This window comes from Rhizobium sp. L51/94 (genome assembly GCF_019355555.1).
Taxonomy (GTDB): Bacteria; Pseudomonadota; Alphaproteobacteria; order Rhizobiales; family Rhizobiaceae; genus Rhizobium; species Rhizobium rhododendri.
The window spans coordinates 83,355-101,571 of the sequence record NZ_CP072144.1 but is presented as its reverse complement, the minus strand read 5'-3'; the positions used below and the strand labels follow the sequence as shown (position 1 = coordinate 101,571).

Sequence of the window (18,217 nt, the reverse complement as noted above, 5' to 3'; positions counted from 1 at the left end):
GCTCAAAGCACGCCCCAGCCTCGGTAGCGCCCGCGCCCGGTCATTTCGCGGATGCCGAGATCGGCGACAAGGTTGAGGGCGCCGCGCGGGGTAATACCGGCATGGCGGGCGACCATGCCGGCTGAGACGATCGGTCGCGACAGTACGAGGTCGATGGTTGCCGGCAGGCTGCTGTTGGAGCGGCGATCCTTGAGCCGTCGTTCCATCTGCGTCCTTGCCAGCGTCAGCCGGTCCAGTTCCTTCAGCCCCGCCTCGGCCGCCTCCGCCATCGCCTCGAGAAAAGCGGTCAGCCGCGTGAGGCGGTCGGGTGCGCGCCGTCGCTCGAAGCGGATGGCCTTCATCCCGACATTGAGGCAGAACAGGTGGGAGGTCACCTTGCCGCGCGACCGGAGATAGCTGGCCGTCAGAAGCCCCCCAAGCCAGTGCTGCCGACGCAGCGGCTCAAGGCGTTCCCAGGCATCGTAAAGCACCGCTGCGCCCAGTGCAGGCGGCATCCCGTCTGCATCACCGATCACGGAACGCCATTCGCGCAGGCGCTCGCTTTCATCCCATTCATCGTCGTGGATCAGGCCCAGCGGATCGTGATCTACGGCTGCCTTGGTTTCCGGCGCGCGGCCTTTGGTCTCCTCCAGAAGCCGGTCCGAGCGGGCCAGCACCGCATCGATCGCTGCCATCTCCAGGCTGAAGGCATCTTCGGCCCCGGTCTCCGACTCGGGATCGGCGGTCGCAGTCGAAGCTTCGCTGCCGCCCGTCTCGCCCGATCCGCGCAAGGCTGCAATGCCGGCTGGATCGAGCCCCCAGCCGGGCTCCGCCTGCCACAGCCGGCGCCGCGTGCGGAGCAGCGCGTGGGCGATGGTCAGTTCATGGGTCGGCGTGCGGGCATCCATATGGGCGTCGTGCAGCACGAGATCCTCGACATGCACCAGTTCACCGCCAACCCAGAGAGCCGCGACGGCATCGAAGAAATGGCCGCGCTCGCGAAATCCGTCGCCGATGGCGTGGCGCAGCACCCGTTCGTCCAGCCGGGCCAACCGGTCTTCGGCATGAATGATGGCCGGAAGGAGGGCGGACATCTGTGCCGCAGAAAGCTCATATCGCATTGGAATCATTTCGCACGTGTCGATTGCCTGAAGCTAACACACGAGCTGGCTTCCAGGTAGTTGCCGGTCTCGTTTGTCCAATGCAAAGAAACTGCTTGACCCTCCAGTCGCTGGAAGGTTCATAAAGCGAAACCTCAACGGGGTTTGGAGTACTGCCATGGCATCGAACGCCCACCATCACGACGCGCATCATGGTCACTCCCATGCCTCCGGCAATGGCATGCAGCCCGTCACCCGCGATCCCGTCTGCGGCATGATCGTCGATCCCGATGCGGGTAAGCCGCATCTGGCTTACGAAGGCCGCACATACCATTTCTGCTGCAACGGATGCCGGACGAAATTCGAGGCTGACCCGGGTGCATTCCTGACGGCCCGAGACCCTGTTTGCGGCATGTCTGTCGACCGGGCGACGGCGGCGCATTTCCTGCGGCACGAGGGCGCGAAACACTATTTCTGCTCGGCCGGTTGCCAGGCGAAGTTCGAAGCCAACCCGGCAGCCTATGTCGATGGAGCGGCCCCTGCCGCTTCGGCAATGCCTGCGGGCACCCAGTACACCTGCCCGATGCACCCCGAAATCGTCAGCGACAAGCCCGGCGATTGCCCGAAATGCGGCATGGCGCTGGAGCCGATGGGCGTTCCGGCCGCAGACGAAGGCCCGAACCCGGAGCTTGCCGACTTCATGCGCCGGCTCTTTGTGAGTGTGGTCCTTGCTGTGCCATTACTTGTTCTCGGTATGGGGCCGATGGTCGGCCTGCCTTTCGACACCCTGATCGGCGAGCGCCTGACTGGCTGGATCGAGCTTCTGCTGGCAACGCCGGTGGTGGTCTGGGCTGCCCTGCCCTTTTTCCGCCGGGCCTGGAATTCGGTGCTCAACCGCAGCCCGAACATGTGGACCCTGATCGGTCTCGGCGTCGGCGCCGCTTATCTCTATAGCGTCGTCGCCCTGCTGGCGCCCGATCTTTTTCCGATGGCCATGACGGCCCATGGCACCGGCGTGCCGGTCTATTTCGAGGCTGCGGCCGTCGTCGTGGCGCTGGTGTTTGTCGGCCAGGTGCTCGAACTCAAGGCACGCGAACAGACCGGCTCTGCCATCCGCGCCCTGATGGCCCTCGCGCCTGACACGGCACAGCGGGTCGGGCCAGATGGCACGGACCAGACGGTGGCGCTCGATCTGGTGCGCCTCGGTGATCGCCTGCGGCTGCGTCCCGGCGAACGGGTGCCGGTCGATGGCACGGTTGCCGAAGGCAGCTCGACGGTCGATGAATCAATGATCTCGGGCGAGGCCCTGCCCGTCGAAAAGCAGGTTGGCGCAATGCTCACCGGCGGCACCATCAACGGTAACGGCACCATGGTGATGGTGGCCGAGAAGATCGGCGCCGATACGACGCTGTCGCGCATCGTCGGCATGGTGGCGCTGGCGCAGCGCACGCGAGCGCCGGTGCAGGGCATGGTCGATCGGGTCTCGGCGGTCTTTGTGCCGACTGTCGTACTGGCCGCTTTTTTCACCTTCGGCATCTGGATGACGGTCGGACCGGAACCTCGGCTTGCCCATGCGCTGATGGCGGCGGTTGCGGTACTGATCATCGCCTGCCCTTGCGCTCTGGGTCTGGCGACGCCGATGTCGGTGATGATCGCCACCGGCCGTGGCGCGCGCGAGGGGGTGCTCATCCGTGATGCCGAAGCGCTGGAGCGCTTTGCCGGCGTCGATACGCTGGTGATCGACAAGACGGGCACACTGACCGAGGGCAAGCCCGAGCTCACGGATATCATCGCCGTCGAGGGTATGACGGAGGACCGGCTGTTGCAGCTCGCTGCCGGTCTCGAACAGGGCTCCGAGCATCCACTGGCAGCAGCCATCCTCGAGGCCGCGAAGCGACGGGGCATCGCTGCGGCCGCCGTTGCCGACTTCAAGGCGACAACAGGCATGGGCATTGGCGGCATCATCGAGGCAACATCCGCTGGCCTCGGCAATGGGGCTATGATGGAGGCGCTGGGCGCCGATCCGGCACCGCTCCGCGACCGGGCAGAGAGCCTGCGCCGCGACGGCAGGACTGTGGTTTTCCTCGCCATCGACGGCAAGCTCGCCGGCCTGCTCGCTGTGGCCGACCGGATGAAGCCGACGGCCGGAGCAGCGATTGCTGCCCTGCACCGGAGCGGCCTGAAAATCATCATGGCGACGGGTGATGCGGCGGCGACGGCCGAGGCGGTCGCCCGGCAGTTGGGCATCGACGAGGTTCATGCCGGGCTGTTGCCGGAGGGCAAGAAGGCGCTGGTCGATGCGCTGCATTCCGCAGGCGCCCGGGTGGCGATGGCGGGCGACGGTATCAACGATGCGCCGGCGCTGGCCGCAGCCGATGTCGGCATTGCCATGGGCACCGGCGCAGATGTGGCGATGGAGAGCGCCGGCATCACGCTGGTGAAGGGCGATCTTGGCGGCATCCTCAGGGGCCGACGCCTGTCGCAGGCGACGATCCGCAACATCCGCCAGAACCTGATCTTCGCCTTCGGCTACAATGCGCTCGGCATTCCGCTGGCCGCAGGCAGTCTCTATCCGGTGTTCGGCCTGCTGCTGTCGCCGATGATCGCGGCAGCGGCCATGAGCCTGTCTTCCGTCTCGGTGATCGCCAATGCCCTCCGGCTGCGCCACGAAAAGCTTCAGGAGGCGACATGAACATCGGCGATGCATCGGACCGGTCGGGCCTGCCGGCAAAGACCATTCGCTACTACGAGGAGATCGGCCTTGTCAGCCCCGACCGCAGCAGCAACGGTTATCGCGACTACCGCGAGGCCGACATCCACAAGCTGCGCTTCCTGCAGCGCTCCCGGGGCCTCGGCTTCTCCGTCGAGGAATGCCGCCAGCTGCTGGCGCTCTATGGGGATCGCGACCGCGCCAGTGCCGACGTGCGCCAGATCGCCAGCGCCAAGCTCAGCGAGATCGACCGGAAGATCCGCGAATTGAGCGAGCTGCGCCGCACCCTCGAAACCCTGGTGCACGCCTGCCACGGCAACGACCGTCCGGATTGCCCGATCCTGGAAGAGCTCGCCGAGGGTCCGGGCGACGGGCAGCCCTCTTAGATCCAACGTCTCCCGACGATTTCTCCAGCCTGGCGCTTGCCGAATGCTGCTTTCGACCAAGATAGCGCGATTGGAGAAATTTAGACCATGGCGTTTTTCGAGAGCCTGCTGACGCTGCTGCTGGTGGCAATCGTATTCCTGCAGCCATCGCGCCGGCTGATGATTCCCTATCCGACGATGCTGGCTGTCGCCGGCCTGCTGGTGGCGACCCTTCCCTGGGCGCCGACGATCTCGATCGATCCGCAGCTGGCGCTCGCCATCTTCATCGCGCCGGCCCTGTTCGATGCCGCCTACGACCTGCCGCCGAGAGCGCTGCGTGAAAACTGGGTGCCGCTGATTTCGCTTGCCGCCATCGCTGTCATCCTGACGACGGCAGCCGTCGCCTTCGTCGGCGTTACCTTTGCCGGGCTGCCTGTTGCCGCTGCCATTGCGCTCGGAGCCATCGTCGCGCCGCCGGATGCTGCGGCGGCAAGCGCGATGCTCAGCCGGTTCGCATTGCCCCGCCGAACATTTGCGGTTTTGAAAGGCGAGAGCCTGCTCAACGATGCCGTGGCGCTGCTGATCTTCGGCGCTGCCGTGGCGTTTTCCACAGGCGGAAATTCTGCGTCCGTCGTCATCCCGGAACTGGCGCTGGCAGCCCCCGGAGGCCTGGTGCTCGGCATAGCGCTTGGATTTCTCTACATCTTCATTGCGCCGCGGCTCGCAGGCACGCTGGGCGGCTCGCTGTTCGAATTCGTCGCCACGTTCGGCACTTGGGTGATTGCCGAGCGCCTGCATCTGTCGGCGGTGCTCGCCATCGTTGCCTACGCCATGGTGATCGCCCGCTACATGCCGGAACGCCAGACGGCGCGAAATCGCATCCATTCCTATTCGGTCTGGGAGGCGACGATCTTCATGTTCAACGTGCTCGCCTTCCTGCTGATGGGCATGCAGGCGCGCGAGACGATCCAGCAGCTTTACCCGAAAAACATTGAATTCGCCTTTGCCTTCGGTGGCGCCATCCTGCTTGTGGTCGTTCTGGTCCGGCTCGGATGGGTGATGCTTTATAACCGCGTGATCAATTATCTGGCACGTCGCAAGCTGGTCTCCGAGGAGCCGCCGACCGTCGGCATGAGCCTGGTCGCGGGCTGGTGCGGCATGCGCGGCTTGCTGACGCTGGCAACGGCGATTGCTCTTCCGGCGGATTTCCCGTCCCGCGATCTCATCGTCTTCGCCGCCCTGACGGTCGTCCTCGGCACCCTGATACTCCAGGGGCTGACGCTCGGGCCGCTCATCCGCATCCTGAAATTCGGCAACGACGACTCCATGCGCGAGGGCATCACGAATGCTCGCATGACGCTGCTCGACACCGCCCTTGCCGACCTCGACACGCTGGAGGAAACAGGCGAGGTGCGAACGCTCCGGGCGATCTACGAGGGCGACCGCAAGCTCACCGCCAACGGCATCCACCCGCGCGAAAAAAGCGAACTCGACAGCCTCCGGCGTCGCTCCATCAAGGCCAAACGCGTCAAACTCGCCGAACTCCGCCGCACCGGCTCCATCGACGACGACGTCTTCCACGCCCTCGAGCAGGAGCTAGACTGGGCCGAAATGGCCGCCTCGCCACCGGACAGGTTCGAGATTGTCGAGGGGTAGCGGTGTGTTGGCAGCGCGTTTCGGGGATGATCTCGATTGACGGGAAATATGTACGATAGCGCGCGATGTCGCATGTCAGCAACGGAATTGCCGCTACGACTGCGTGGGCTCCGATGAAGAAATCGGAAAGCACTGCGAACCGCGTCTTCTGAAATTTGGTCAATTTTTTCCAGCGAGAAGAGTAGAGTTTAGTGTCAAATCTCCCTCGGGACCGATTTAGCACCTGGATAGCTATTGCGGTTTCGCAGTTTATTTTTACGCTAAGAAACTTAAATTATGTTTTTATTATTCACCTTCTGGGTTGCGCTGGAGTTTTACAGGCAGGTTCCGGATACACACGCGAGATAGCTCGGTCTCCGAAATCACCATCTATGACAAGCTATTGTGAATTCAGAACTCCGCGCATGCGCGGGCCACTGATTATTTGTCTTCAGTATTTTCTCATTAAATGAATGATAGTGGCACACGCAATTGTCAGCCAACAGCGGAGGCGGCCGGATGAATTTCGAATATTCTGACCCGCAAACGCATATAGAGGGGCTTTTCGGCGGCTTTTTCCACATAAGTGCCTTTGGGCAAATAGAGGAGGGCGATGACGAGAAATTTCAGAGATTTCTTGAGCGAGTTGCACCTCCTCCTAGAACTTCAGTCTACATTAACTCAGGAGGCGGTCACCTTGAAGTAGCAATTGCTATCGGTAGGTTGATTCGTGGCGCATGGTTCTCAACTTCCATTGGCACCTATATCCTAGATCCCCAGCAGCCTGACGAGTTGATAATCCCTCGTAAGTTTGCGCCAGGAAAATGCATAAGTGCTGCAACACTCATGTTTCTTGGAGGGAGGCTCCGTTATTATCCAGATGGATCAAAGTTTGGTGTACATCAATTTTCATTTAAGAACCCGTCGCCAGAAAGCATGGAGCGTTCACAACGCCTTTCAGCGGCAATAGCGGCTTACATCGCCGATATGGGGATCCCCGCCACTTTCTTAGAGCTTTCAGCTAACACGCGCGGAGACCAAATAACGTTCGTCAGCGAAGAACAGCTTAAAGGTCTGAAAGTCATCACTGGAGGTATGACGGAAGCCACTTGGGGTGTCGAAATCCATCCAGAAGCGACGTGGGTGCGTGGCGAAAGAGACTCTTTGTGGGGGCACGGCAAGGTCATTTTAATATACTCGAAAACAGACGGGTTCTCGTTTGCAGCTCTCATCGAAACGATGGGAAGGGACAAGGAGCTGATGAGCTTCCCGCTAGTCGAGATCGTCGTGAACGGTGAAGATATTAGGATCGACATTTCGGACCGATGCGCGCGCGCGCCATCTGGTATTTACACCATGTTCATGGCTAGCCTCGTGGAGAACGAAGCTTGTTTGCTAGCTTTCTCTAAAAGCTTCGGGATCCAAATCCGTGGCTCCCCTCAGGCGGAGATATTTTTTGGTATCGCGGCAGTCTCTACGGACGGTGCTGAGGGAAAGCTACAAGGGCTCTATAAGCTGGGTGCAACCTAAAGCAACGCCATTTTGATGATTTTTCCGTTTAGCCAAAATGCCCGCATTCAAGTTAGGCGATGTATTAGCTTTTGTGTAAGAAGTGCAATCCATTTTCGCATCCAGAGGCGTTCATTTTCCCGTCACCACTTGGGGGATGATCCAAGGTAGCTTTAGTGACTGAAGCGAGGGCGCAAAACAGTCCTCGTGCATTTTTAGCACGGCGACACTGATACTTATTTCCAAGAAAATTGAATCTATTGCAATTGGCGCACTTTAGATTCCGCTACAATGTCACCCCGCGTCAGGGCCATGATTTCGTCGGTTGTCAGCCCCGCGCCAGCGTGTCCACGCAGACTACCAAACCCGTCGGTACGGACCTTGCCTTGAGCCGGCACCATGATGACATTGCCGTCTGGTGTCTGGCGGAAATCGACCTGCGTCCCGGGCTTGAGCCCAAGCAGCTCGCGGACTGCCTTCGGAATGGTGACCTGGCCTTTGGCGGTAACGGTCGTGCTCATTGCAAGCCTCAATTATATCTAGGAAACAAGTATTCCTTTCCCGACGGTCGTTCAAGACCCGCCCTCACCCTCTCTGCGTCTGCTAAACGGCCACGTCACCAACCCGCCCGCATAGAGCGCCCACCAGACCAGCACCGGTTGCAAGGCGAGCCTCGGGGCGTGGTACCACCAGCCGAGAACGGGTGGGGTGGGGGCGGAGAGGCTGTCGATGGCGTGCTTGATGTTGGCGGGGTAGACGCAGACGGCGTAGGCGGCGAGAGCGATGCCGGCGATGGCGCGCGTGCGGCCGGTGAGCAGGGCTGCGGCGCCGGCAAGTTCGCAGAGCCCGGTGACAATAATCACCTCGTGCGGCTTGGGGACCCAGGCCGGGGTGATGGTGACGAACACGTCGGGGACAGTGAGATGAAACGCACCGGCGACCGCGTAGATCACGGCGAGCGGGATGCGTGCGCCCCAGCGCTGCGGCTTTGCCTCAGATGCCAGCATACCACTCATAGCCCCTGTCCTCCCAGAACCCGCCCTTGCCACCCCAGAGATCGTCGAAGCGGTCGCGGATTTCGATGCGCATGAGATATTTCGCGTGCTTGTAGCCGAGATGGCGCTCGACGCGCAGCCGCAGCGGTGCTCCGTGTTCCACCGCCAGATCCTTGCCATTCAGCGAATAGGCAAGGATCGATTGCGGATGGAAGGCGTCGATGAGGTCGATGCTTTCGTAGTAGACGCCGCTGCCGTCGAGCGTCTGCTCTAGTTCATCGGCACAATGCAAAACGGCATAGCGGGCGCCCGGCTTCAGCCCCGCCGTCTGCAGGATCAGCCCGAGCGGCACGCCCTGCCATTTGCCGATAGCGCTCCAGCCCTCGACGCAGTCGTGGCGGGTGATCTGGGTGCGCGACGGCAGCTTCTTGAGGTCGGCCAGCGAGAATTCCATTGGCTGGTTGACCATGCCGTCGATCTTCAGGCGCCAGTCGACAAAGCCTGTTTCGCTCATGCGGACGTAATCCGGGCTGTTTGGCTGGGTCGAGCCGTTCGGATGGAAGCTCGGCGATATCTCGGCTTCGGTGAACTCTGGCGCCAGCGCCTGGCGCGACACCAGCAGGCGCTGGCTGCCCATGGTCAGTTTTTCCGCCATCGCCAGCACCTTCTGGACCTGCTGGTTGCCGGCGACATCGTCACAGCCGGTAAGGCCGATGGCGCCGAGGCCTGCGGCCGAACCGATCAGGAAGCGGCGACGGGAGAGAATATTGCTCATGGCTTGGTCTCCGCGGATATCGCATAGCGGCCGGTCACCATGGAGCGCATATTGTTCCAGAGGCCGGACAGAATGACCATGATCACATGGACGACGACGAAGAGCACAAGGCTCCAGGCGGCGATGAAGTGGATACCGCGGGCCGACTGGCGGCCGCCGAATATGTCGAGCAGGAAGGGATAGCCGGCATCCATCGCCGGAGACATGGTGAGCCCGGAGCCGACCATCAGCGGCAGCAGGATGAAGATCACGAGGATATAGGTCAGCTTCTGCAGCGCGTTATAGCGGCGCGCCTTCTCTCCCTTGGGAAAGCGCAGCCGGGCGTGATCCTTTATCTCCTGCCAGACATTGCGCGGGGCTATGTCATGGGCGGTTGGTGCGAGGTCGCGCCGGAAGTGGCCGCCGATCAGGCCGTAGAGAACGTAGAGCAGGCCGTTGATGACGAACAACCAGGCGAAGAAGAAGTGCCAGCGGCGGCCGGTCGCCAGATCCTGGAAGCTCGGAATGGTGGCCCAGGCCGGAAAGGCCCTCGCTGTCATCTCGCCATCCACCCGGGATGCTCCGAGCACGCCGGTGGTGGTCAGCGTCACGCTGCCGATGCGGGTGGTGCCGATGATCTTGTCACCGTCCTCGACGCTGGCAATCTCGAACCAGGATGGGTCCTCGACCGCGCCGTATTGTCCCCAGTGAAGCTGCGGATGGGCATTGAAGATCTGCATGCCGCTCATCAGCAGCAGCGTCAGACAGAGAACGTTGATCCAGTGGGTGATGCGGGTGACGACCGAGTGGCGCCTGATGTAGATCTTTGCCGGCTCTGGCGGCGGAGCGACCCCGATGTCTTCGATGCTGGCCATGGACAGTCCTCGTGCGATGCCGCTGACGCAGCCGGATCATTTTGAAGTGCGACGGTGCTGTGGCGGACGAACAGAACAGCCCGACTGCATGGTGCAGCCGGGCCGTATGACGATAGCGCATGAGCGCTGGATCACATAGGCGGAACGACGCCGTTGATGCCGACGACGACGCGGTCGGCTTCGACCATGTTGTCGCCTGCCGTGGTGCCGTTGATGATCACGCCGGCGCCAGCCTTGATGTCGCTCTTGGTGGCCGGGGCGATGGTGACGACAGGCGTGCCTGGCGGGATGGAGATCTTCTTCTCGCCGCCCTTGTAGGTCAGTGACAGCGTCGGACCGTTAACGGAGGTCACCGCGCTTGCAACCGTCGCATTGGTCATCGAGCTTTTTGGCTTCAGGTCCCAGCCGTAGTCGCCTTCGCCGGTGCCCTTCATGGCGGCCGGGAAGATCAGCACTTCGAGCGCGCCGTTGACGCCGCTGTCGGTCGGCATGGAAGCAATCCCGACGAAATCGCCCGGCTTGATGTCGCTGACGTCTGCCTTGACGATGCCGTTGACGGCCCAGCCGGACTTCAGCATGATCATCACATCCTTGCCTTCGCGCGACTTTACCTTCAGCGTATCGCCGCTCAAGCTCTCGACCACGCCGCGCACGCGGATCTTGTCGGCAGCCTGCGCACCCTGCGGGCCGACAACGGAAATCATCAGTCCGGCGGCCAGCGCCAGGGCGCCCGTCTTCATCTGTTTGCTGTTCATGATTTTCTTCCTTGATTGACCGCCCAACCGGACGGACTTCCGGCAATCGAGCACCTGCTCCCATGCCAATTTCGGGTCGCATGGCCAAAAAGCAAATTCGGTCGTGCGCAATACAAATATCTTATCGGTCAGGTGCGAGAGCAGCCAATCAATCTATAGTGAGACAGGAAGGCGAGTTTTGCTGAAACTCTCCGCCCCCGGCCGCCGTTACCTATTTCTGTTTTTCACGGGCTGAGAGAGCCTCGGGCCAGATGGCCGAGGACATGGCAGACGAGGCGACCGACCACGATGGCGGAGATGTCGTTGATATCCGCCCGTGGCTGGAATTCGACGATGGAGAACCCGGCCAGCCGGCGACCTCGTAACACTTCGGCGATCAGCGTGGTCATTTCCTCGAATGAAAATCCGCCCGGCGATACAGCGTTGACGCCCGGGCACGTTCCGGGATCCATTGCATCGCAGTCGATATGGATCAGCACCGCGCCGTCTCTCGGGATGCCGCCGATCACGGCACTCAATCCCAGCCGTCGCGTTTCAGATACCGTCACCAGCCGCGAGCCCCAGGCTTCTGCGGCTTCAACCTCCGGCCGCCGTGCGCTGCCGACGGCGCGGATGCCGACCTGCGTCATGGATGCAACGAACGGCAGTTCCGACGCCCGGCGCATCGTGCTGGAGTAACCGAGCCTTTCGTCGCCAATGTTGTCGCGCCAGTCGATATGGGCGTCGACCTGGAGAACATGCAGCGGGCCTGCTGCCCCGAGGCCGCGCATGAACGGGATGGCGACGGAATCGTCACCGCCGATCAGCACGGGAATGGCACCGGCGGCAAGGACGGCGCGCGTCGTGCGCTCGATATTTTCGCGGTTGGCGGCCGCATCCTGTGGATCGGTGAAGACATCGCCGAGGTCAATGACTTCGAGCGCGCCGTCATTCAGCAAGGGGCCGCCGAAATCGAAGTCCCAGTTTTCGAGATGGACGCACGCAGCGGAAATTGCCCTGCGAACTGCCTCGGGACCTGTCTCGCCGTCCTGGCGAGTGGCATCTGGATAGGGTGTGCCGTGCACGGCACCGAAGATCGCAACCGAGCCGGCGTGTGGCATGACTGCAGCAGGAATGCCGAGGAATGTCTGCCGTGCAGCCTTCAATGTTTCGGTGAGATCGGTGTGCATATATTGCTCCTCGTTCGATGGTGCATCGCTCTGGACTTGCCTAGGCGCTCTTCCTCAGATGCTCGCGCATCGCTGGCAACGTGTCGATAGGGGGCAACGGACCGAAATAGTTTGAGTTCGACCCATTTCTCAATCAATGTGCCTTGAGTGTTTCCGCGGCGCAAAGCCAAGAGTGTCGTTTCCGCCCACTATGCTGTCAGCAGGAAAGGCATCGAAGTGAACAAGCCTATTGCTGCTATACCTGCATTCGAAAATGAAACGGAAGAGCGCGCGTTCTGGGAAGATAACGATTCCGCGCTTTATCTCGATTGGAGCAAAACCCAGACCGTAGTGCTTCCCAACCTGAAAAAGAGTGCAATGTCGTCTGAGCCAGATAACGGGCCGCGCACTGACTCATAAAAACTGTGGCCGCAAACGGCACGCAAGCCATCACCATGACCCTCACTTCCGCGCCGCGAGAAATCTCTCCATCGTGCCAAACGAGAATGCGGAGATCGGCAGGTCTGTTCGGCCATCGAGAGCGAGGTCTGCGAGTATTTCGCCGATGACGCTGGTGAACTTGAAGCCGTGGCCGGAACAGGGCGAGGCGACGACGATGCGCGGGTTGCCGGGCATCAGGTCGATCAGAAAATCCTCGCTCGGCAGCATGGTGTAGCGGCAGGTAATGGCGTTGACGCGCAGCCCGTTCGCAGCGGGCAGGCGCCTGGCGATGAAGGCGTCGAGGAGCGCCGTATCGGCGTCGTTCACCGGTGGATTGGGCTCGTTCGGATCGATCGGTTCGCGGAAATGCGCATGGCGACCGATCTTGACCCCGTCGACGCCGATGGCCGGAAATCCGAAATAGGAGCCGTCGTCGCCTTCGTCGCGTATGAAGGCGGGCATGCGCTGCGGCTGGGTCACGAAGCCGTCGCGCGGCTGGTACCAGGCGACCACCTGCCGGATCGGCACTGCATGCTCTTTCAACTGCGGCACGAGTTCAGAAATCCACGACCCGGTGGCGACGATCACCTTGTTTGCCCGATACTTGCCCACGGCAGACGTAACAGTCACGCCGGCGTCGTCAGGCTCGATCCCGGTGACTTTCTCGCCGAAATGCAGCACGGCACCGTCTTCGGCGGCAAGCCTTATATAGCCCGCGACAGCCGCTTCCGGGCGGATATAGCCTCCCTGAGGATCGAGCAGGGCGATCTCGCCGGCATCCAGTGAGAACACCGGAAACCGCGCCTTCATCGCCGCCCGGTCCAGCTCTTCGATGGTAAGATCGTGCAATTTGCAGGAGGCGCGCGTGCCTGTCACGATAGTGCTGTCGGGCGCGCCGATTTGCAGCACGCCGGTGATTGTCAGGACTTCGCTGCGCAGCCGCCCTTCCAGTGCCCGCCAGTTGGCATAGGCCCGCTGCAGCAGCGGCACATAGGACGGGTCCTCGAAATAGCCGAGCCGGATAAGCCGGCTGTCGCCATGGGAAGAGCCCAGCGTATGGGCCGGATAGTAGGCATCTATGCCGATGGCTTGCACGCCGCGGGCGGCAAGATGCGACAGGGCCGCGCTGCCCATGGCACCGAGACCGATGACGGCGACGTCGAATTGCGGTGTCATGGCTACATTCCCGATTTCAGTGAGGCGGCGGTGGCACGTCGCGGATCAGCGACCTGATCGCCTCGATGTCGCCGCCAAGCGGACGGTCGTCGGCATAATGCGCGACGCGGCTGCGGACAAGCCGGTAAATCGTCTCTGTGCCATCGGCGCGCGCTGCCACCTTAGACAGGAAGTCGTGTGCCTGTGCGGCTGCCATCAGTTCGATCGCAAAGATGTACTCGGCGTTGTCGAGCACCGCGAGCAACTTGTTGGCGGCCGCGGTCGGATGGGCGAGAAAATCCTCCTGCAACGCCGATGTCAGGCCGCCATCGGTGCTGGCGGGAGCAGCCAGTCGACGGTTTTCGTTGGCGAGCGCTGCCGCACTGTACTGGGCGATCATCAGGCCGGAATGGCTGCCTGCGTCGCTGGCGAGGAACGGCGGCAGGCCGCTCACCAGTGGATTGACCAGTCGGTCCATCCGGCGTTCGCTCATGCCAGCGATCTGCGCCAACGCAATCGCGAGGCCGTCCGCTGCCTGGCCGAGTGCCGGCGATACGGCATGGGCCTCCGAGGAGACGACGGGATTGTCCGGCGTGCCGTAGACGGCCGGATTGTCGGTGACGGAGGCCAGTTCCTGGTCGACCACGCGGGCGGAATTTTCGAAGACATCGCGGGCCGCGCCATGGGCATGCGGGATGGCGCGCAGGCTGAGGGCATCCTGAGTGCGTTTGCCGAGCGCTGCCGCAATCAGACCGCTGCCGGCGAGCAGCCGCCGTAACGATGCGCCGACTTTCTGGACGCCATCCGAAACCTTGAGGGCGAGCGCGGTCTCGTCGAAGGCTGCCATCTGTCCGCCGGCTGCCTCGAGCGTCAGCGCGGCAATGGCATCCGCCCATTCGAGAAGATTGGCTGCACGCGCCAGTGCCACGCAAGAAAGCCCGGTGGCGCAGGCCGTGCCATTGACGAGACTGAGCCCCTCCTTGGCGCCCAGCACCAGCGGCACAAGGCCGATAGCCGCAAGCGCCTCGCCACCGGTCATCGGCTGTCCTGCAACATGGGCCGCACCCTCGCCGATCAGCACCAGTGCCGTGTGGGCATTGTGGGTGAGATAGCCTGCCGATCCCCTGGAGGGGACGTCTGGAATGCAGTCCTTGTCGAGAAACGTCCGGAGGTGGTCGACGATCTCGCGGCGCACACCGGAATAGCCGTGGGAAAAATTGGCGATCTGGGCGGCGATGATCGCCCTGACTTCGCGCCGGGACAGAAGCGGTCCGACGCCGCAGGCATGGCTGAGGATAATGTTGCGTGACAGCTTGCTCTGCGATGCGAGGTCTACCACTGTATCCGATAGGGCGCCGACGCCGGTGTTGATGCCGTAGGCCCGCTGGCCCGTTTCGACGATGCGGGCAACGATGCGGCTGGCATTGTCGATGCGCGCCCAGACTGCGGGGGCGAGCGACAGGCTTTCGCCGCCTGCGATGGCCGCGACGTCGCGCCAGCCGAGCTTTGCTTCGAGAGTGACGGTCATGGGATCAGCTTCCGAAATTGCCGATGAACTGGCGGAAAGCCGGCGAGCCGCCGCCGCCAAACATCTCTTCCGGGCTGCCGGAACTGTCGATCAGCCCTTCGCGCATGAAGACGACGCGGTTGGAGACGTTGCGGGCAAAGCTCATCTCGTGGGTGACGACCAGCATGGTCATGCCCTCTTCTGCCAGCGCCCGCATGACGCGCAGCACCTCGCCGACCAGTTCCGGATCGAGTGCGGATGTCGGTTCGTCGAACAGCATCACCTTCGGCTTCATCGCCAGCGCCCGCGCTATCGCCGCGCGCTGCTGCTGGCCGCCGGAAAGATGGGCCGGATAGGCATGGCGCTTGTCCGCGATGCCGACCTTCTCGAGCAGCGCCTCGGCGTCAGCAATGGCTTCCGCACGAGGCCGCTTCAGCACGTGGATCGGGCCCTCGATGACATTCTGCAGGATGGTCATATGGGACCAGAGATTGAACGACTGGAACACCATGCCGAGTTCCGAGCGGATGTGGTCGACCTGCCGGTTGCTCTCCGGCTTGCTCCGTCCGTTCTTGTGGATCATGCGGATTTGCTCGCCATCCACCCAGATTTCGCCGTCGTTGGCGACTTCGAGAAGGTTGATGCAGCGGAGGAATGTCGACTTGCCGGAGCCGGAAGCGCCGAGCAGGGATATGACGTCGCCATCCTCGGCATCCAGCGAGATGCCGCGCAGCACCTCGTGGGTGCCGAAGCTCTTGCGGATATTGCGGACCGAAAGTCGGTTGACGCGGGCCATGGTCGCTCCAGTTCAGACTGCGTTACGCCTTCAAAGCCTGCGGCGCTGCGCGGCGATGGCGGGAGAGGCGATATTCTAGCAGGCCGAAGGCCTGCAGGATGATGAAATTCAGGACGAGATAGATGACGGCGGCGCAGAGAAATACCTCCATCGTCCGGTAGGTGTGCGAGATCAGCCGCTGTGCGACGCCGGTTACCTCCCAGACGGTTACGAGGCTTGCGAGCGCCGTCGACTTCAACATCAGCACGATCTCGGTCGAATAGGCAGGCAGCGCATGGCGGAAGGCGATGGGCGCCAGAATGCGGCGCACCAGCAGAAAGCCGGACATGCCGATCGAGCGGGCTGCCTCGATCTCCTTCGGCGAAACGGCGCGGATGCCGCCGCGAAAGATCTCTGCCGTGTAGCCGGCCGTGCAGAGCGCCAGCGACAGCACGGCGCAGACAAAGGGCTCGCGCAGCAGCGGCCAGAGAAACGAGTAGCGGATGATGCCGAACTGGCCGAGGCCGTAAAAGATCAGGAACATCTGGATCAGCAGCGGCGAGCCGCGAAACACGAAGATATAGGCCTTGGCGAAGGCCGAAAGGATCGGATTGCCGCCGGTGCGCATCCAGACGAGCCCCAGCGCCAGCAGGCCGCCAAGGGTGATCGACGTGATGAACAGGGCCAGCGTCATCGGCAAGGCTGCGAGCAGCGTGGCCATGGTCGATGACAGGAAGGCGATATCCATGGCTCAAGCCTTCCCCATCGTTGCCGACGGCATGCTACGGTTGGCGCGACGCTCGGCTCGGTTGAAAACCTGGTCCGAAAGACTGGTCAGGATCAGGTAGAGGCACCCGCCGGCGATAAAGAACAGGAAATAATGCCGCGTCGAGCCGGCCGCCACCTGGCTGGTGCGCATCAGTTCGGCAAGCCCGGTAACAGAGATCAGGGCTGAATCCTTGAGGCTCAGCTGCCAGACATTGCCGAGGCCGGGGATGGCAAGCCTCAGCACCTGCGGCAGGATGATCCGGCGGAAGCGCAGTCGCGTGCCCATGCCGATCGCCGAGGCGGCTTCCAGTTCGCCCTTCGAGATCGCCAGGTAGGCGCCGCGAAACACTTCAGCCTGGTAGGAGCCGGAGATGACCCCCACGGCAAGGGCGCCGGCGGCAAAGGACGGCAGGCCAAGGAAGCCGTCGTAGCCCAGTGCCTTGCCCATGGAGGTCAGGGCGCTCGAGCCGCCAAAATAGATGAGATAGATGATCAGCAGTTCAGGCACGCCGCGAAAGACGGTGGTGTAGGCATGGCCGAGCGCCCATAGGAGCCGGTTGCCGGAAAGCTTGGCTGCGGCGACGAGCGTGCCGAGCACGGCGCCGATCGCCAGCGCCGCTGCAGTGACGGCGAGCGTCAGCAGCGTTGCCACGAGAAGCAGGGCGCCCCACCCGGTCGAACCGAAGCCCAGCAGTTGCAATGTCGACATCTGTTATTCCGAAATGACGAAAACAGTGACGCCCCCGGCCCTATCGACCGGAGGCATCTGTTGGAAAAGTTATTTCGGGCTGACGTCGGTCTTGAACCACTTCATCGACAGGGTCTTGACGGTGCCATCGGCGAGTGCCGACTTGATCGCCGCGCTGAACATGTCGCGCAGGTCTGTGTCGGACTTGCGAACGCCGAGGCCTTCGCCGATACCCCAGATGGGTCCGGCAATCTGCGGGCCGGAGAAGCCGAGCGCGCCATTGGCTGCTTCGAAGGCGGTTTCGAAATAGACGGCGTCGTCGAAGCCGAGGTCGATGCGGCCGTTCTGCAGGTCGAGGTCGCGGTCTGCGCCGGTCTTGTATTCGCGGATCGTGGCGATGTCTGCAAAGTTGTCATAGACGAACTTGGCGTAGACGGTGGCCGCCTGGATGCCGATGGTCTTGCCCTTGAAGGCTTTCTTCAGGGCATCGATCTCAGCCACGCCGGTCTGGCCGGGCGTCATGGTGATGGTCTTGCCGGTGCCGGCGGCATTCGCCAGCGGACTGTCCTTGGCGACGGCAAAGGCTGCCGGGGTGGCGGCATAGGGAACGGTGAAGTCGATGACCTGCTTGCGCTCGTCGGTGATCGACAGGGCATCCATGATGATGTCGAACTTGCCGGCGTTGAGCGCCGGGATCATGCCGTCCCAGTCGGAGGCCACGAGCTTGCACTCGACCTTGGCCTTTTCGCAGAGCACCTTGGCCAACTCCGGCTCGAAGCCGCCCAGCGTGCCGTCGGCATTGGTCATGTTCCAGGGCGCATAAGCGCCTTCGAGCGTGATGGTGACGGTTTTCCAATCCTTGGCTTCGGCGGCAGGTCCGGCAAGGGTGGCCAGCGCCACGGCGCCCGATAGTAGCAATGCATTGATTTTCATGGTCTCTCCTCTGGGGGCAAAATTGGCCGCGTCGTTGCACTGCCGGTCTGTGCCGGGTTGCTGCCTCGACATGGCCTCGGTGTAAAATGGTTTAAAGCCAATGCACCATATGAGATTTCGGAGGC

18 protein-coding genes are annotated in these 18,217 nt (G+C 62.3%); 5 read left to right on the top strand and 13 right to left on the bottom strand.

Features of this window, described 5'->3' with window-relative positions; translation table 11 throughout:
• Positions 1 to 2: 2 nt before the first annotated feature.
• The gene (locus J5274_RS26230; RefSeq protein WP_142824889.1) at positions 3 to 1,100 is read right to left on the bottom strand and encodes an RHE_PE00001 family protein; all 1,098 of its coding nucleotides are present in this window, start codon (positions 1,098 to 1,100) and stop codon (positions 3 to 5) included.
• Positions 1,101 to 1,257: 157 nt separating this feature from the next.
• Here J5274_RS26230 and J5274_RS26225 point away from each other — a divergent pair, with 157 nt between their 5' ends.
• The 4 genes from J5274_RS26225 to J5274_RS26210 all read left to right on the top strand — a co-directional run bounded on the left by J5274_RS26225 (position 1,258) and on the right by J5274_RS26210 (position 7,319).
• Complete coding sequence (locus tag J5274_RS26225) at positions 1,258 to 3,771, top strand: heavy metal translocating P-type ATPase (RefSeq protein WP_142824890.1); 2,514 nt, start codon at positions 1,258 to 1,260, stop codon at positions 3,769 to 3,771.
• Positions 3,768 to 4,175 (top strand): Cu(I)-responsive transcriptional regulator, encoded by a 408-nt coding sequence (cueR, locus tag J5274_RS26220; protein WP_142824891.1) that lies wholly within the window; start codon positions 3,768 to 3,770, stop codon positions 4,173 to 4,175. The genes J5274_RS26225 and cueR overlap by 4 nt, the downstream gene beginning before the upstream one ends.
• Before the next feature lie 87 nt (positions 4,176 to 4,262).
• Complete coding sequence (locus J5274_RS26215) at positions 4,263 to 5,810, top strand: sodium:proton antiporter (protein WP_142824892.1); 1,548 nt, start codon at positions 4,263 to 4,265, stop codon at positions 5,808 to 5,810.
• A 498-nt stretch (positions 5,811 to 6,308) separates the two neighbouring features.
• Complete coding sequence (locus J5274_RS26210) at positions 6,309 to 7,319, top strand: hypothetical protein (protein ID WP_142824893.1); 1,011 nt, start codon at positions 6,309 to 6,311, stop codon at positions 7,317 to 7,319.
• 236 nt (positions 7,320 to 7,555) lie between these two features.
• Here the strand turns inward: J5274_RS26210 and J5274_RS26205 are convergent, their stop codons facing one another.
• From J5274_RS26205 to J5274_RS26180, 6 genes are all read right to left on the bottom strand, one after another.
• Positions 7,556 to 7,819, bottom strand: a complete 264-nt coding sequence (locus J5274_RS26205) for an AbrB/MazE/SpoVT family DNA-binding domain-containing protein (RefSeq protein WP_142824894.1) — start codon at positions 7,817 to 7,819, stop codon at positions 7,556 to 7,558.
• A 51-nt stretch (positions 7,820 to 7,870) separates the two neighbouring features.
• Positions 7,871 to 8,305: a DoxX family protein gene (locus tag J5274_RS26200; RefSeq protein ID WP_142829436.1), complete on the bottom strand. Its 435-nt coding sequence runs from the start codon at positions 8,303 to 8,305 to the stop codon at positions 7,871 to 7,873.
• Positions 8,292 to 9,068 carry a molybdopterin-dependent oxidoreductase gene (locus J5274_RS26195; protein ID WP_142824895.1) on the bottom strand — a complete coding sequence of 259 codons (777 nt, stop codon included), beginning with the start codon at positions 9,066 to 9,068 and terminating at the stop codon, positions 8,292 to 8,294. Before J5274_RS26195 ends, J5274_RS26200 begins: the two co-directional genes overlap by 14 nt.
• Entirely contained in the window at positions 9,065 to 9,922 is an 858-nt protein-coding gene (locus J5274_RS26190; RefSeq protein WP_142824896.1) for a cytochrome b/b6 domain-containing protein, read from the bottom strand. Before J5274_RS26190 ends, J5274_RS26195 begins: the two co-directional genes overlap by 4 nt.
• A gap of 131 nt (positions 9,923 to 10,053) precedes the next feature.
• On the bottom strand, positions 10,054 to 10,677 hold the full coding sequence (locus J5274_RS26185; RefSeq protein ID WP_142824897.1) for a hypothetical protein: 624 nt from the start codon (positions 10,675 to 10,677) through the stop codon (positions 10,054 to 10,056).
• 224 nt (positions 10,678 to 10,901) lie between these two features.
• Positions 10,902 to 11,846, bottom strand: coding sequence for an arginase family protein (locus J5274_RS26180; protein ID WP_219276093.1), 945 nt, complete (start codon positions 11,844 to 11,846; stop codon positions 10,902 to 10,904).
• A gap of 216 nt (positions 11,847 to 12,062) precedes the next feature.
• Between J5274_RS26180 and J5274_RS26175 the strand changes: the two genes are divergently transcribed.
• A complete protein-coding gene (locus J5274_RS26175; RefSeq protein ID WP_142824899.1) occupies positions 12,063 to 12,245 on the top strand; it encodes a CopG family antitoxin in 183 nt (60 codons plus the stop codon).
• 42 nt (positions 12,246 to 12,287) lie between these two features.
• Here J5274_RS26175 and solA read toward each other — a convergent pair whose 3' ends face one another.
• The 6 genes from solA to J5274_RS26145 form a co-directional block, all read right to left on the bottom strand.
• Positions 12,288 to 13,442 (bottom strand): N-methyl-L-tryptophan oxidase, encoded by a 1,155-nt coding sequence (solA, locus tag J5274_RS26170; RefSeq protein ID WP_142824900.1) that lies wholly within the window; start codon positions 13,440 to 13,442, stop codon positions 12,288 to 12,290.
• Between the two features lie 16 nt (positions 13,443 to 13,458).
• Positions 13,459 to 14,949 (bottom strand): histidine ammonia-lyase, encoded by a 1,491-nt coding sequence (hutH, locus tag J5274_RS26165; RefSeq protein WP_142824901.1) that lies wholly within the window; start codon positions 14,947 to 14,949, stop codon positions 13,459 to 13,461.
• Between the two features lie 4 nt (positions 14,950 to 14,953).
• Positions 14,954 to 15,724, bottom strand: a complete 771-nt coding sequence (locus J5274_RS26160; RefSeq protein WP_142824902.1) for an ABC transporter ATP-binding protein — start codon at positions 15,722 to 15,724, stop codon at positions 14,954 to 14,956.
• 22 nt (positions 15,725 to 15,746) lie between these two features.
• Positions 15,747 to 16,451: an ABC transporter permease gene (locus J5274_RS26155; RefSeq protein ID WP_142824903.1), complete on the bottom strand. Its 705-nt coding sequence runs from the start codon at positions 16,449 to 16,451 to the stop codon at positions 15,747 to 15,749.
• A gap of 3 nt (positions 16,452 to 16,454) precedes the next feature.
• Positions 16,455 to 17,180 (bottom strand): ABC transporter permease, encoded by a 726-nt coding sequence (locus J5274_RS26150; RefSeq protein WP_142824904.1) that lies wholly within the window; start codon positions 17,178 to 17,180, stop codon positions 16,455 to 16,457.
• A gap of 69 nt (positions 17,181 to 17,249) precedes the next feature.
• A complete protein-coding gene (locus J5274_RS26145; RefSeq protein ID WP_142824905.1) occupies positions 17,250 to 18,092 on the bottom strand; it encodes a transporter substrate-binding domain-containing protein in 843 nt (280 codons plus the stop codon).
• Positions 18,093 to 18,217: the final 125 nt, after the last annotated feature.

Coding starts and splice junctions, on each gene's coding strand:
- J5274_RS26230 (WP_142824889.1), bottom strand. CDS start 1,100: ATGCGATATGAGCTTTCTGCGGCACAGATGTCCGCCCTCCTTCCGGCC.
- J5274_RS26225 (WP_142824890.1), top strand. CDS start 1,258: ATGGCATCGAACGCCCACCATCACGACGCGCATCATGGTCACTCCCAT.
- cueR (WP_142824891.1), top strand. CDS start 3,768: ATGAACATCGGCGATGCATCGGACCGGTCGGGCCTGCCGGCAAAGACC.
- J5274_RS26215 (WP_142824892.1), top strand. CDS start 4,263: ATGGCGTTTTTCGAGAGCCTGCTGACGCTGCTGCTGGTGGCAATCGTA.
- J5274_RS26210 (WP_142824893.1), top strand. CDS start 6,309: ATGAATTTCGAATATTCTGACCCGCAAACGCATATAGAGGGGCTTTTC.
- J5274_RS26205 (WP_142824894.1), bottom strand. CDS start 7,819: ATGAGCACGACCGTTACCGCCAAAGGCCAGGTCACCATTCCGAAGGCA.
- J5274_RS26200 (WP_142829436.1), bottom strand. CDS start 8,305: ATGCTGGCATCTGAGGCAAAGCCGCAGCGCTGGGGCGCACGCATCCCG.
- J5274_RS26195 (WP_142824895.1), bottom strand. CDS start 9,068: ATGAGCAATATTCTCTCCCGTCGCCGCTTCCTGATCGGTTCGGCCGCA.
- J5274_RS26190 (WP_142824896.1), bottom strand. CDS start 9,922: ATGGCCAGCATCGAAGACATCGGGGTCGCTCCGCCGCCAGAGCCGGCA.
- J5274_RS26185 (WP_142824897.1), bottom strand. CDS start 10,677: ATGAACAGCAAACAGATGAAGACGGGCGCCCTGGCGCTGGCCGCCGGA.
- J5274_RS26180 (WP_219276093.1), bottom strand. CDS start 11,846: ATGCACACCGATCTCACCGAAACATTGAAGGCTGCACGGCAGACATTC.
- solA (WP_142824900.1), bottom strand. CDS start 13,442: ATGACACCGCAATTCGACGTCGCCGTCATCGGTCTCGGTGCCATGGGC.
- hutH (WP_142824901.1), bottom strand. CDS start 14,949: ATGACCGTCACTCTCGAAGCAAAGCTCGGCTGGCGCGACGTCGCGGCC.
- J5274_RS26160 (WP_142824902.1), bottom strand. CDS start 15,724: ATGGCCCGCGTCAACCGACTTTCGGTCCGCAATATCCGCAAGAGCTTC.
- J5274_RS26155 (WP_142824903.1), bottom strand. CDS start 16,451: ATGGATATCGCCTTCCTGTCATCGACCATGGCCACGCTGCTCGCAGCC.
- J5274_RS26150 (WP_142824904.1), bottom strand. CDS start 17,180: ATGTCGACATTGCAACTGCTGGGCTTCGGTTCGACCGGGTGGGGCGCC.
- J5274_RS26145 (WP_142824905.1), bottom strand. CDS start 18,092: ATGAAAATCAATGCATTGCTACTATCGGGCGCCGTGGCGCTGGCCACC.